The sequence below is a fragment of the Mesorhizobium sangaii genome (genome assembly GCF_014207355.1).
Lineage (GTDB): Bacteria > Pseudomonadota > Alphaproteobacteria > Rhizobiales > Rhizobiaceae > Mesorhizobium > Mesorhizobium sangaii.
The window spans coordinates 42080-56815 of record NZ_JACHEF010000009.1 but is presented as its reverse complement, the minus strand read 5'-3'; the positions used below and the strand labels follow the sequence as shown (position 1 = coordinate 56815).

At 56.0% G+C, this 14736-nt stretch carries 9 protein-coding genes and 2 pseudogenes; 8 read left to right on the top strand and 3 right to left on the bottom strand.

The genetic code is table 11. The features are described from left to right. Positions 1 to 7: 7 nt before the first annotated feature. The 8 genes and pseudogenes from HNQ71_RS31350 (at position 8) to HNQ71_RS31320 (ending at position 10485) form a co-directional block, all read left to right on the top strand. Positions 8 to 1363, top strand: coding sequence for an aspartate aminotransferase family protein (locus HNQ71_RS31350; protein WP_184877821.1), 1356 nt, complete (start codon positions 8 to 10; stop codon positions 1361 to 1363). 277 nt (positions 1364 to 1640) lie between these two features. Next, the gene (locus HNQ71_RS31345) at positions 1641 to 2138 is read left to right on the top strand and encodes a recombinase family protein (protein WP_184877819.1); all 498 of its coding nucleotides are present in this window, start codon (positions 1641 to 1643) and stop codon (positions 2136 to 2138) included. Positions 2139 to 2919: 781 nt separating this feature from the next. Then, the gene (locus HNQ71_RS31340; RefSeq protein ID WP_184877817.1) at positions 2920 to 3600 is read left to right on the top strand and encodes a methyltransferase; all 681 of its coding nucleotides are present in this window, start codon (positions 2920 to 2922) and stop codon (positions 3598 to 3600) included. A gap of 404 nt (positions 3601 to 4004) precedes the next feature. Beyond that, positions 4005 to 5408, top strand: coding sequence for an amidase (locus HNQ71_RS31335; protein ID WP_184877815.1), 1404 nt, complete (start codon positions 4005 to 4007; stop codon positions 5406 to 5408). A gap of 183 nt (positions 5409 to 5591) precedes the next feature. Beyond that, positions 5592 to 5864: pseudogene (locus HNQ71_RS35095) on the top strand (IS21 family transposase); the annotation flags it as partial. A 478-nt stretch (positions 5865 to 6342) separates the two neighbouring features. Then, positions 6343 to 7662, top strand: coding sequence for an aminotransferase class III-fold pyridoxal phosphate-dependent enzyme (locus HNQ71_RS31330; protein WP_184877814.1), 1320 nt, complete (start codon positions 6343 to 6345; stop codon positions 7660 to 7662). A gap of 15 nt (positions 7663 to 7677) precedes the next feature. After that, positions 7678 to 8682, top strand: coding sequence for a zinc-dependent alcohol dehydrogenase (locus HNQ71_RS31325; protein WP_184877812.1), 1005 nt, complete (start codon positions 7678 to 7680; stop codon positions 8680 to 8682). Positions 8683 to 8859: 177 nt separating this feature from the next. Next, positions 8860 to 10485 (top strand): GMC family oxidoreductase, encoded by a 1626-nt coding sequence (locus HNQ71_RS31320; RefSeq protein ID WP_184877809.1) that lies wholly within the window; start codon positions 8860 to 8862, stop codon positions 10483 to 10485. Between the two features lie 306 nt (positions 10486 to 10791). On the opposite strand, the pseudogene HNQ71_RS31315 reads toward HNQ71_RS31320, so the two are convergent. From HNQ71_RS31315 to HNQ71_RS31305, 3 genes and pseudogenes are all read right to left on the bottom strand, one after another. After that, a pseudogene (locus tag HNQ71_RS31315) lies at positions 10792 to 11054 on the bottom strand (Mu transposase domain-containing protein); the annotation flags it as partial. Positions 11055 to 11237: 183 nt separating this feature from the next. Then, positions 11238 to 12089 (bottom strand): GNAT family N-acetyltransferase, encoded by an 852-nt coding sequence (locus HNQ71_RS31310; protein ID WP_184877807.1) that lies wholly within the window; start codon positions 12087 to 12089, stop codon positions 11238 to 11240. Between the two features lie 80 nt (positions 12090 to 12169). Next, positions 12170 to 13303, bottom strand: a complete 1134-nt coding sequence (locus tag HNQ71_RS31305) for a CaiB/BaiF CoA transferase family protein (RefSeq protein WP_184877805.1) — start codon at positions 13301 to 13303, stop codon at positions 12170 to 12172. Between the last annotated feature and the right edge of the window lie 1433 nt (positions 13304 to 14736).

The following is a 14736-nucleotide window of genomic DNA, read 5'->3' as shown; positions in this document are numbered from 1 at the left end:
GGTTAACATGACTCAGCATAATAGAACCTTGCCAAAGGGCTTTCGCGGGGACATGGTTAACGGCTTCAATCCGCAGGACCCGTCTCATTTGAGCGAGCCGGATTTGAAACACATCGAGCGACGGCAACGCGTTCTCGGTCCTGCGTATCGACTGCTCTATCGGTCCCCCGTTGAAATTTCCCGAGGAAAGGGAGTATTTCTTTACGACAAGCAAGGCAATGAGTATCTCGATGCCTATAATAACGTCGCCTCACTGGGGCACTCCCATCCGAGAGTTGTGGCGGCGATTCACAATCAGCTTGAGACGTTGTGTACGCATACCCGCTACATGCAGGATCAGTTAGTTGAGTTTGCAGAAAAGCTAGTCGGGACATTTGAAGGCGAGCTTGGCAAAAAGGGTTGCGCTATGTTCACTTGCACAGGATCGGAGGCAAACGATCTAGCTTTGCGCGTGGCTCGGTTCTTCACCGGAAATTCCGGCGTCATTGTCACTGCTGAAGCCTATCACGGCAACAGCGGCGCCGTCGCAGCGGTCTCTCCATCCCTGGGGAGGAACTCACCGGTAGATCCATTTTTGAGGCTTGTGCCTGCTCCCGACTCCTATCGAATGCCAGCCGCGGAGATTGGTCGCAGGATGGCAGAGGATGTCGCGCGTCAAATCGCCGATATCGAGCGGCACGGAGGTGGGTTGGCAGCCTTTATCGCTGACCCGGTGTTCTCTTCAGACGGTCTTTATTTTGATCCAGTGAATGTTCTCGCTTCCGTAGCTGCTGTTGTTCGCCAAGCGGGGGGACTTTTCATTGCCGATGAAATCCAGTCCGGCTTTGGTCGGACGGGCACTCATCTTTGGGGCCACGTGCGACATAAAGTCGAGCCCGATATTGTGACATTGGGCAAGCCCATGGGTAACGGATACCCCGTTGCGGGGGTTGTGTTGCGACCTGAACTCGTCGCCGAGTTTGGGCGCTATTTCAATACCTTTGGTGGGAACAGCGTCGCTATTGCCGCCGCTAGGACCGTGTTGGAGGCCATCTGCGAAGAAAACCTAATGGCAAATGCGGTCAAAGTTGGCGGCCAGATTCTTGACGGCCTCAGGGGTTTCCAGAAACGCTATGAGTGTGTAGGTGATGTAAGGGGAACCGGTCTCTATTTTGGGGTTGAATTGGTGAAAGATCGCTGTTCCAAGGCGCCCGACATGGATTGCGCCTTGGCTATCGTCAATGGTCTGCGGGACCGCAGAATATTGATTTCCGGAACGGGTTCTGATGCTCACATATTAAAAATCAGGCCCCCTTTGGTCTTCACAAGCGAACATGCCGCGCGTTTGCTCGAGGGGATTGAACAGACGCTCCGATCCCTGTGATCGGCAGCACTCTTGGCGAAATACTCTCTGCTAGCTCAGGCCTGGATATATTATTGCCTGTTCGATTGGTTGAGCGTTTTCGACCTGCACCCGGCGAGACCGCAATCTTAAGCTTTCTGATGTCGATTTTGATGCCGCTGTGCTGACGATCGTGGCAACAAGTTCGGAAAGTCCCATGTTGTGCCGACGCACGCATCAACGTGCGCAGTTGACGAAGCTGATGGTCACATCGATCACATCGACGACGAGCGAGCCGTGCAACAAGAGGACGCGCGTCATGATGCATGAGAAGATCAGGCCGCACCATCTGGAGCGCAAGGCGATCTTCTATGTTCGGCAGTCGTCTGCTCATCATGTTTTGCACAATCGTGAGAGCAGCGCGCTTCAATACGCGATGCGCGACCGCCTGGCGGCGCTCGGCTGGTCTCGCATCGAGACGGTCGATGATGATCTCGGCCGTTCTGCCGCTGGCGGCGTCGCGCGTGCCGGCTTCGAAGGGATTGTCGCCGAGGTCTGCCCTGGCAAAGTTGGCGCGGTGGCAACACGGGAGGAGTCGCGGTTTGCCCGCAACAGCCGCGACTGGCAGCAGCTCATCGAGATGTGCCGTGTCGTCCACACCGTGCTGATTGACCAGGAGACGGTCTATGCACTGCGACAGGGCTTTGACCGACTTCTGCTTGATTTGAAGGGCAGTCAGCTGACGGGTCGATGCGACGTTCTGGAAGCCTGGTTCAAAAGAGGGCGCTGCAACGCCGTGACTTTAATGGGCGCATGATCGAACCGATCTGGACCGGGAAAACCAACTGTTGCCTCGGTGCTTTCAAGCACGCACGTGAGATTTGGGGCCCGATCCGTAGATCACCATACCGGCTAGCGGCTTCGACAAGTGCCGCTCAAAGGCCTGACAGAAGACCGCACTCGATCACACATTCAGAAAGTCAGAAAGTCCTTGCACAACGGACGGCAACCACAGAAGGCAACACGACACCTGCCTCGTGCTTTCCCACGATCAGGATCGCCTTACGTATCGAAACGTAAAAGCGACTATTACAACGTTTTCGCAGAAGTTTTACCCAAGGAGCGGGCGTTATGTGAGATTATTGTAGATGCCGCCCCAAAGTATCGATTCCAACGGAGAGCCGTTCAGATGGAAATCCTAGAGTGGCCGAGGCCTAATGGGCGACGCCGAAATGGTTAGGTTCTGCAATTCCCGTTCAGAAGCAATTCATGCATGCATTTGACTAGCCCAATCTGCCACCAGTCGAGACCAAAATCATTAAATTTGCCGGTCATTATCATGGATGGTTCGCCGGCATTGCTTGGGGAATTAACGCCAATCAAAGGAACGCTTCTTTGCCCGGCCGATGTCTCTCGGGTAGCTGCCCTCTGATGCTAAGAACACTTCGGCAGTTGCGTGGAATAAGTCGTAAACGTTTGCAAGTTAATGCAGGACAGTTAACAATACAGATGTTTGAAAACTGTTTCTCCTCTACCGCAACGCGTCACAACGGACGCTATGGGTGTTCTTTCTTTGACTTGTCTACAAGGACAGTAACATGACGTATCTGAACAAAGTTATAGATAGGCTCAAAGCGGGGCAACTGCGCAAGTTTCCCTTGCATATAAACGAACTTGGACTGGAACTTGTTGTGAACAGGGGGGTCTTTTTACCCCAGGATTTTCAAGGATGGCGTTGGTATGCCGAAAATTTTCCAGCTGTCGCTGGGAAGAATGTACTAGAAATCGGATGCGGCTTTGGCCTTCCCGGTCTGTACCTTGCGAAGCTAGGTGCGGCATCCTTGGTTTCTTGCGACATCGATCCTAAAGCGGTAGCTAACACGCTAGAGAATGCTGAAAGAAATGGCATAACAAACGTGGAGGTGATTGAGAGCGACGTGTTCAGCAATATTCCTTCCGATAGAAGATTTGATTTTATCTATTGGTATTTTCCGTCGGTCTTTGCGCCGGGCGATTACAAGTATAAGAATGAAATCGAGCGAGTAGCCATTGATCCAGGTTACAAACTGCTCAGCCGCTTCCTCTCGGAGGGCCCTGAGTTCCTCGAAACATCGGGCAGCATTGTCCTGGGCATAGGAAATGACGCGCGAGATGATCTCCTGGAGGAAATTATCGTCGCAAACAATTTATCCTCGATACTTCTTGGGTCAGGTACCTACGCTGGCGTGAGCGGCGCGTGCAGAATGTTCTCCATACGCAAAAGGACGCTAGACGTTTAGAGGTTTTCATATCAAGTCGACTTTGCCGGTGCTGTGCCAAGTCGGGGTAAGATCAGGACGGCATATCCGTGGGCCTACATCACATCTGCGAGGACCGTTCCGTCGGCAGCGAACCGCCGATGATGGCCTATCGCTTCCGCGTTGCAACAACAATGTTACGTAGATTTTACATAACAAAACACACGATCGACTGTTTCCGGTCCAAACTCAGCTTGTGAGTGCGCCAAGCGGGAGTTTTGTGACGTTCGGGAGTTTTGTGACGTTGCACGGCTGACCAACTGCCTCCAACGCTGCGCAACTTCGCTTTAACCCGGAGTGGAAAACCCTTTTTTCCAGCTTTCGGCCTCGATCCGCATCGAAAAAATATAGTGAGCTAGCGATATTCATAGTGCGAGGTAAGAGAAATGGACCCTGAGACCATCGGCTTTATGCCGGCCGTCGAGCTCGCCCAGCTGATCCGCACCAAAGAAATTTCGCCGGTCGAGTACATGCGCGCGCTGCTGGCCCGCATTGCCGAGCTGGAGCCCAAGCTAAACGCGTTCGCCTACCTTGCTGCGGATCGGGCGATGGATGGTGCGAAAAAGGCGGAAGCTGAGCTGATGAGGGGTGCACCAATCGGACGGTTGCACGGCGTGCCCGTCACGATCAAAGATTCAATCACCAAGGACATGCCGACGCAGAACGGCAGCAAGATCGTCATCGGCGATCAGCCGATCGAGGATGCGTCGCTCGTGTCGCGTTTGCGGGACGAGGGCGCGATCGTCATTGGCAAAACCGCCATGTCGGAGTTCGGCTGGACCGGTGTCTCGCGAAGCCCACTCACGGGCATCACCAGCAATCCGTGGAAGCTCGGCTACAACGCCGGCGCGTCCTCGGCCGGCGCCGGCACCGCTGCAGCGGCCGGCTATGGACCTCTGCACCAGGGCAGTGACAGCGCCGGATCGATCCGCATGCCCGCGCATTTCAGCGGTGTATTTGGACTGAAGCCCAGCTTCGGGCGCGTGCCGAATTATCCACTGCCCGGAAGTGACATGACGAACCACAAAGGGCCGATGACACGCACCGTCGCTGACAGCGCACTGATGCTCGAGGTCATGGCTGGTCCGCATTTCCTCGACCACACGTCGCTCGAGGTGGGCCCTGCCAACTATCTCGCCCGGCTGCGCGACGGCGTGAAGGGCAGGCGCATCGCCTACAGCCCCGATCTAGGTGTCGCTCGCGTCGATCCGGAAGTCTCTGAGCTGGTGAGGGCCGCCGCCGCACGCTTTACGGAACTTGGAGCAATTGTTGAGGAAGTACCCATCCCGTGGGCGAAGGACGGACCGGAACTGATCCGGTTCTTCTGGTCCGCCCACACGACCGGCCTCACACAGTACCTAGCGAGATGGGAGGCAGAGATGGACCCTGGGCTCGTCGCCTGCATTAAGCATTCCCAGAACGTCTCCGTCGCGCGCTATCAAGAGATGCGCGCGCGGAAGATGATATACGTTGCCAACATCCATCGCTGGTTCGGGGACTGGGACTTTTTATTGACGCCGTCCGCTTCAGTCGCCGCTTTCCCAGCCGACAAGCTGATGCCCGATCATTGGCCAACGCATCCTTGGGACTGGATTATGTGGGCGGAGTTTTCCTACCCGTTCAACATGTCCTGGAACCCGGCCGCAAGCGTACCATGCGGCTTTACTCCAGCGGGGCTGCCGGTCGGACTCCAAATCGTTGGCAAACGCTTCGACGATCTCGGCGTGCTGCGGGCCTCTGCGGCATTCGAACAGCTGCAGCCATGGGCGAACAAGCGCCCCCGGCTCTGACTAAGCCCATCTGGTAGTAGGTGCCGTAATGGCAACAAGACATGAGCATCTCAGAAACTGTTCCGACCGATCTCGGAACTGGAGTTGCGCACCATACGCGGGCGGCTGCGGCCGGCTTCATAGCCCAAAGCCGGAGGCGGTGAGCTGGCGATAGAGGAATGCCCCCCGGTAAAGGAGGAATGGATGTCGATTGGGAATAAAGCGATTCCTGCATCATCGAGGACGATGCGGATGCTTCAGGCTAACGAGGCGGCCGCGAGGCTGCAGCTGCATGAGCTCGGCCGGGGAGCCAAGCGCCTGGCGAAGGCGTTCGGCTGCACGCAACACGACAGTGCGGCGGTACTTGCGCGAGGGCGGGTCTGTTGCCCGTGCGGACGCACTGTGTTTGACCGGTTGGACGACTGGTTGGGGGAGCGTTTCATTAGCCAGGGGCGGCAAAGGGACGTGAAGAGCCAGGGACCCAGTTTTCGTGCAAAGGGGCCTCGGTACACTGCGCCACCGTTTGCGGATCTGGACAACCACCCGCTTGGCCTCCTCGACCGTAAGACCGTATGCCCGCCTCTGTTGGTGAGGCGGCGCGCCCAACGCTGGGCGTCCGACCCGGTGTTCAGATCGCGCATCTGCCAGTCCCGTCTGATTTGCCGCCTCTCGGCCTGGCACGGACCGGGACGACAACGGGGTGCCGGTCTTCAAATCAGGATGCGATCACCGCCTCGGGCCAGCGCAAGTACATGGCGCGTACATGCTGATCTCCATCGACTCGGGCGGCTCGCGCTAGCTTGCGGCCTTTCGTCGGGTGCTCGACGTACACAACCGCCAATTGCTGCATTCCGCCTCGAAAAGACTGGGCACGTCGCGCAAAGGCATCACGCGTCCAAACTCAACGGGTCCTGGCAGCGGCTGAGCCGGAGCTATTAGGTATTAGGAGGCAACAGTGATCAATTCTTATACTCTGTCCAAAGCTCTCCTCGGGAGAGCGCGTGCTGTTATCCCAGGAGGTGTTTCAAGTGGAAATCGAGCGAATTGGACTCCGTTCCCCCTCTACTATGCTCGAGGTGATGGTTCTAGAGTGTGGGATGTGGATGGCAACGACTACATTGATTACGTATTGGGAAGGGGGCCGCTTATTCTTGGGCACGGAGAGCCCGAAGTCATAGATGCAGTATGCCGACAACTCAGGAGTGGGCAATTTTTTGCGGGCCAGACAGAGGCAGAGATAGAACTCGCAGAATTAATTTGCACGTTAGTGAGCAATGCCGAGATGGTTCGGTTCTGCAATTCTGGTTCTGAGGCAGTACATGCGTGTATTCGTCTAGCTCGATCGGCAACGGGTCGAGAAAAAGTCCTTAGATTCGCCGGTCACTATCATGGATGGTACGATGGCATCGCCTGGGGATTTTCGGGCGTCGACGTCCACCCCGACGGTGCATCTTTTCCCTTGCCAATGTCTCTCGGCCAACCATCCTCTGATGCATCCAATATAGTGGCAGTTGAGTGGAATGATTCGGAAGCAGTCGCAAATGCTTTTAGAACATATCGCGGAGAAATCGCTGCGGTCATTACCGAGCCAATTATGTTCAATGGCTTCTGGAGCAATATCCAACCGTTCGAAGGGTTTCTCAGATTTCTTCGCGAACAATGCGACGCCAACGGCGCGCTGTTGGTTTTCGACGAGGTCCAAACCGGTTTTCGCATTTCGCTCGGAGGAGCTGTAGAGCACTTCGGCGTCGCTGCAGATCTAAGCGCTTTTGCAAAGGCACTAAGCGGAGGCGTCTGTCTCGCGGCCTTTGCTGGCCGTAAGGAGGTTATGAAGCGACTCATTGAAACCAATACCGTGCATACAGGAACTTATAATGCCTACCCACCGGCCGTCGTGGGGGCGTTGAGGCATCTGACCCTTCTGGCGGCGAGTTCCGGGGCAAAGCTTCAGCGTATACATCACCAGACAGCGTTGCTCGAACGGGGCCTCAGAGATCTGGTAAGGCAAACCGAGTTACCTCTTCTTGTTCGAGCGAGCCCAGGCGCGGTCACTACTGCCTTCAGAGCCGCGCCAACGCAGGTCATCAACCATCGCTCGGCAGCTGAAGGTCTGGATTTTAGCCTCCAACGCGCATGGCACCTCGCAATGCAGGATCGAGGCGTTCGGATCACGCCAGAAGGCCTCTGGTACGTGTCCGCAGCGCACTCCGCCACCGACATAGCAGTCACTCTCGATGCTGCGCGTGATGCGCTTCAAAGCCTCTCGTCACGATAACATAGGGAATGCATTATGCCCGCACGATCCAACAGTGTCGCTCGCCTTGTTTCTCCGCGCCGTTTTATCCTGACGTGCGATGCACTGAGCGAGGACCTTCCCCCAGATTTCGTACGAATAAGGATCGAATTCTGTGGGGTCTGCGGGACAGATAGATCGTTCTATCTGGGCCACCGCGATGAAGGCTATCCAATCAGTCTCGGTCACGAGCACTGCGGCACCGTTGTCGCAGTCGGAGACCAGGTCACGCCCTATCAGGTGGAAGATTTTGTAGCGATTGATCCGAATTTTCGTTGCGGTTCCTGCTTTTATTGCAGGATAGGTGCCGGTCATTTGTGCGAGAGCTCGACGGTTAATTGGTACTCAAATCGAGGCTATGCTAAATTCATTGACATAAGAGCCTCGTACCTTCTTAAGCTTCCGGAATACAGATCTCGCCATCTAGGCGCATTGGTTGAGCCATTATCCGTTGCGATTAATGCGGCAGACATCTCCAAATGCATGCTAGCTGACGAGGCAACGCTCGTACTTGGCATCGGCGGTATCGGCACGTTACTGGTCTTCAATCTACTTGAGACACAGGGTGGCGAAATATGGATCTATGACAAGGATCGCCACAAGATGGCCGCCTTGAAGGATCTTTATCCGAGCCGGATTAAGATATTGGACAGCGCCGATGACCGTGTGTTCAATGTAGTTTTCGAAGCCACCGGCAGTTCGGACGGCTTCCTTCACGGGTGCGCTCGGTTGGCGAAGCTCGGCAGGCTGATTGTCGTGAGTAGGTACCATTCCGATGAGCCTGCTATTCCCGACAGGCTCCCATGGAAGCAGCCTAACATCTATTTCGTCCATCTGAATGGACATGGTGATTCCTTCGCTAAAGCGGCTGCTTTGATGAAAAGGAGCTGGGGACTGGATCACGACCACCTGCTCAGCTTCCACCCTCTCGACAATATAGATGAGGTATTCACTGAGTACGGATCTCTACCTGCAAATAAGAAGATAATCTCAATGGAATGATCAATTGCTCATCATGATGCATTGCGTCTGGAGCAACAGGCCAAAGGCGAGAGTCATCCTGGAAGAGCCCTCCACCATTTAGGATGGCGTTTAGGTCTGGGAGGTTGGCAGGCCGAGCTGCTGCCCCGCGCGCGGTGCAATTACTTGAGGCACCAATTTCTGAGATAGGACAAGCGATTGCGATCAAAGCATGATGTGGATCCATCCTATAACATTGAATGTGACTTCTGCATTGTTGGGGCAGGGTCCGCCGGCAGCGTTGTTGCTGACCGCTTGTCTCAAGATGGTCGCTTCAAAGTTTTGCTGCTTGAAGCGGGTCCAGTTGACATGAACCCATTGATTCACGTGCCAGCGGGATTTCTCAAGCTTCAAAACGACAGAACGATTAATTGGAGATTTTGTAGTGAACCGTCTCTTGAGCTCAATGGTCGCAGCCTTGATCTACCTCAGGGAAAGGTCTTGGGTGGTAGCAGTTCGATAAACGGCACGCTGTTTGTTCGCGGACATCCGGAGGAGTACAATCATTGGGCTCAGCTTGGATGCACAGGTTGGAGCTACGATGGGTTGTTGCCCCACTTCCGATCGATTGAGCACTACGATGGTGGGGAATCTGCAGGCCGGGGAAGTGATGGCCCTTTGCCGGTAACGGCTTTAGCAGTCCGTCATCCGCTATCTTCAGCGTTCATCGAGAGCGCCAAGTCCCTGGGGTTTCCAGTGCTGGCGGACATCAATGGCCGCCGAGATGTCGGTGTCGGATGGTTTCAGCAGAACCGCCGAGGTCGCTTTAGGGCAAGCGCTGCCCGCACATTCCTGAAGCGAGCGAGAGCGCGTTCAAACTTTCAACTGATCACAAATGCGCTGTGCACGCGCGTCCTCTTTGAAGATCGTCGAGCCATAGGGGTTGAATTCCTGCGAGCTGGAGATCTATTCCATGTCAAGGCAAGGCGGGAGGTTATCCTCGCCGCGGGAGCTTTCAAGTCACCACAGATATTGCAGTTGTCCGGCGTGGGGCCTTCCAACCTTCTAGGATATTACGGTATCCCGTTGGTGCATAATGCTCCTGGTGTCGGCGAATGCTTGAAGGACCACTTCCTTATCCGGATCGCTCACCGGGTTAAAGGCTCCGTAACTCTCAATGAACGGGCACGGGGGTGGCGTCTCCTGCACGAGTCGTTGGCATATGCCTTGTTTGGGCGAGGACTCATGTCCTTAGGAGCGAGCAATGCAGTTCTCTTCGCTCGAAGCCGGGACAGTGTGGCCGCTGCTGCTGACCTCCAATTGAGCTTCACTCCAGGCAGTTACGCTGGCTTAGGCAAACTTGAGCCGGCGCCGGGCATGACAGTCGGATTATGGCAATCATTTCCTGAAAGCAGTGGAAGCGTGAGTATCGTTTCCGCTGACCCGAATGTCCCTCCTGCAATATCTCTCGGCTATCTCTCGGCACATTCGGACAGTGAAGTCCTCCTCTCTGGTATAAGATTAGCACGCGAACTGTTCGAGAGGCCGGAGCTCGCTCGATTTAGCGTCTGCGAGACACTTCCGGGCCCTCTCAGAACAAGCAACGCGGAGCTTGTAGATTATGCACGAGAATATGGCGCATCTGCTCTTCACTTCTCAAGCACCTGTCGAATGGGGATTGATGAAGGAGCTGTTGTCGATCCCAAACTCCGGGTTTACGGAGTGGGGGCACTGCGAGTTGTCGACGCATCCGTCATGCCAACAGCATCGTCTGTCAACACGTATGCCGTAACAATGGCAATAGCTGAGAAAGCGTCGTCGATCATTCGCTCATCGGTCACTTGAGGGGAACAAACCGCATGCCAGAGCGCTGGGCAGGTTCATTACGGGCTTCCGCACCAGCGGCATGGGGCCGGAACACAGCGCGCCGGCATCGAGGGGGGCGCGTCTCCGATTTTCCGCAGCAGTTGCATGTTGCCGCAAGCCTCAAGGTTGACCGTGTAGTGCGGGAGGTTGGCGCCACTTTGCAGTGTGTGGGAAAAGGAACTGCCGATGCTGTCAGGCAAATCGAGGCTATTGAGATGTCGGACGAACTGAAAAGCTGAGCCCTGACGACACAAAGAACTGCGCTCCTTAGTCAGCAGAGAGGCGTTGATGACGGTGGCCTTGGAATTGGGAATGATCGGCTACCGCCCGGCCCGCATGACGGATCATGACGCGACCGGCCTGAAGCAACTACCTGAACGCTCTCTCCGATCAGACGCCAGGGCACTGAGTAGCTACTCGCATTGAGGTCGATCACGCAGTCCACCTGAACCTTGAACGTTGCGCACCAGATCACGTAGATGTCCGAACGGCGCCCGGCCTGCAAGCAGACGAAGCGCACCGGCCTCAGCGACAAAACGTTCCGCAGGCGCGGCGACGGGGTGATCACAGGAGCCAAAGGCCCGGGCTAATGCCCTGGACAGCCGCATGATAAGGTGAATGAAATAGCTGCGGTCGAACTCGATCAGAGAACTGCTTAAGACGCGGGTGCTCGGGACAATTTCGTTCATCGCGAGCCCGCTGCCTTATGTGTTTGCGAGAAGGAGATTTCGTCAGCCAAGTCCTTGGTTGGCGAGGGCGAACAGACGGGGGCCGGTGGCCAACGGTACGGGTGGTTCGCCGAGCGCCATAGCAACGACTTCGCCTGCCCGGCCTAGGCCCTGATCCTCGAGCCATGGCGAAAGCCCGCTGGAAAGGGGGACGTCAATGCGCCGGAATTCCGACCCGTTGCCGGAGATCCATCTGGCGATCAGCGCTCGTGCTGCCATTTCCCCGCCGGCGCCGACCGGACCGATCACATAGCCGTGGCCGAAGCGGCGGAGGAAGGACCATGCGGCGATCTCCCCGCCCTGCTCCAGGATAAGCCCCTCGCCGATTTTCTTCAGCGCTCTCAGCAATTCGGCGCGTCGAAAACCCGCCGCCTGCTCATCGAGCGCAATCACAGCGTCGAGGTCAGTTTCCTGCATGGACTTAAAGCTGGCGCCTTCCGGCAGTGGCGCGGATGCCGGCACGGCATTTGCCGCCTGGTGCTGGCGTACCGCGCCGATAGGTTTGTAGCCGAACTTTTCGTAGAGTGGCAGGCCCTCCATAGTTGCATTAAGAAGCATCGTCCGGTCGCCAGCATCCCGCAGGGCAGCCTCCATCAGCAACCGGCCGAGTCCGCGCCGTTGCATTGAAGGTGAAACGATCAACATACCGAACCTGGCATAATGCTGGCCGAAGGGCCACCAGATGATAGTGCCGACCAACGAGTCCCGGTCCATGGCCGCGAGCCCACGGCCGAGCTTCAGAGCGAAGCTCCAGTCCTGTCGCCGATGCGGCCAGTTCACTGCCGTGGAAAGGACCTGAGCTGCTGCAAGGTGCTTTTCTTCCAGCCGCACTATGGCGATGGCGGATACGGACACGTCCCTCATCCTCAAGGCATCGTAAAGCTATCGAGAGGAAGGAGTAGGGGAGGCAGACTGCGACTGATCAATTCTGGCGGTCATTTGCTCTCTCCAGGGAGCGCGGTCGCGCTTGATTTGCAACGGGACAGAATTTCTTGAGTGTGCTCACCGAGTTGAGGGGGGGGAATCCGAATCCCGGTTTTGTAACAGTCGAATCGTAGCGGTTGGTTCACGTGCCATTCACCGCCTTTTTCGAGGCCAAGCCGGACAAATAGGTCTCGTGTGCGCAGCTGTGGATCTCTTGCCACATCATCTAGGTCATGCACATGCCCCCAAGGAATTTCGACAGCGTCGAAAAGATCTGCCCACGCGGCTTGCGTTTGCTTTGCGATCGCGGCGGCAAGTTGCGCGCGATAGTCAACCGCGTGTTCCACGCGGTCCTGATGGCTTGCCGAGGCGAGATGTACCACACCAGTACTTTGACACAAAGCCTGCCAGTAGTGATCTTCGTTAGCGATGCTCAGCGTAATCATCTTATTGTCTGCACAAACGAACGTCCCATAAGCTGGTTCCTCCTCGTACACCTCCGCCATTGGTCTTCCGTTTAAGGTCGCGTAGTGAGACGCGGTCATCCATGATACCAGGCTATCGGTCATAGCCAGATCGATGTAGCAGCCGTGCCCGGTTCGCTCCCGCGCCAGTAGAGCCGAGACCACACCAAATGCCGCAAGTGTACCCGAGGCGAGATCGGCGACGGGCAATTGGAACGGTTTCTCAATGAGTCCGGTTCGAACCTGCTTAAATAAAACCCCGGCTAAGCCTTGGCAGGAGAGGTCGTGAACCGGGCGCCGGCGGTAAGGGCCATTTTGACCGAAGCCGGTCAATGAGAGATATATCAGACGGCGATTCTTCGGGCTGAGCTCGGCGTAGCTCAATCCGAGGTTTTTCATTGCGTCTGGCCTGTAGCCTTCGATTAGGACGTCCGCAGTTCTGCTCAACTCGAATAACGAGTTCTGACCGGCCGCTGACTTGAGATCGAGGACAATACTTCGCTTGTTTCGGCTCAGCGAGGAAAAGAGGCTTTTGAGCTTGCGAGCGGGATCACCACCGTTGGGCCTCTCGATGAGAGTCACCTCTGCGCCTAAGTCTGCCAGCAGCAGAGTTGCATACGGACCAGGATACTGTTCCGCGAGGCTGAGAACTCTCACTCCTTCAAGTGGTGTTCCGATCATGAGACGCTCCAGACAATCTTGAAACGCTGAACGCAGCATTTTCAGCGCGCCATTACTAAACGGATGAACCTTACCGTATTCGATGTGACAATAGTGATAAGAGTTCGTGAAAGAAACGTTCAGCGACCAAAGCCGATGAATCTGCAGCAGACGCCATGAATATCCTTAAGAGACCGCGATGTAACGGAGAATTCATTTAATCTTCACATTCGTAAAGAGTAAGCGCGTAGGCTACCCCACGTAGTTTTGAGGCCGCTGAGCGGGCGTTCTCTGTGAATCATGCGGAGAATCCTGTGAGCGACAGTGTGATCGTCGAACATTCGAGATTCTGACTGCGGAGCCTTTGCAGGCTCAGCGCAATCCGCGACATTGGTCGGATGAAGAGAAGGGACGGCTTGTCGCGGACGTGCTCTCGCCGGGGGCCAATGTGTCCGCGATTGCGCGTTCTTAGGGACTGGACCCGTCGCAACCCTATGCGTGGCGTCGTAAGGCGCTTCGTCGGGAATGGTTGCCCCGTTGACGGAGGGACCGAGCGCGCCAGTTAAGTTCACGCAACTGGCCAATGTGGTCGGGATCGCTATGCAGCCGCAACGACTAGGGGACAAGCGCCCGATCTTGGAGGAGTTCATTGCGGCGACGGGGTATCACGAAGAGTCCGAAATCCGTGTCCTGAACAGCCACCCGGAGCCGAAGCACCGCCAGACCCGTCAACGCCCGTCGCTCTATGATGAGGTCGATCGGGGACTTGCGCGACACCGGCAACATAGATCTCGAAAATTGATAAATCGCATTTGTAGGTCGCATACCGGTTAGCGGAGCGCTTTGGCCGGCTTCGTCACTGCGGCCATGGGCCGCCACGATTTCTACAGCGTTAGGCGCCGTCGATAAACCCGCGCCGATCCCACGCACGTAGCCGGTGACAATCGCTACCCAGCGGCCTTCTGTCAGTGCCGGAGCAATAGTCCCCAGCGTGTTGACGTAATTTTGTTACCGACTGCCTCACCAAGAATGTTACCCGCTCGCTAGACGTGTGGCATCTGAAGCGAGGTATGGCGCTGGGCTCTGAGCGCGGCAGCCGCATGACTTGTCCGTTGCGCAAGCATGTGCGCCTCCCAGTCTCGTTTTGCTTTGTGAGGAAGGGCTCGGTCGCCAGACGTTCGCCGTTCGCTGTCTGCCTAGCCCCTCTCATCTGCACTTAGGCCGCTGAAAGCGCCGTGGGAGTGAGCATTGGCGCTTATGCTAACTTTGGTTTCTTCAGGCGGCAAAAAGCCGGTATTGCAAAGCTTGGCCGAGCCGACACCTAAGGGCATTTGTCTGAAATCCCCCTTTATCACCACCGCATCGTCCATAAATCAAAAATTCTGTAGCGATTATGTCATTTTCGCGTATCGACAAAAGACTGCTTTGTGCAATTCGCGTTATATAATGTTACT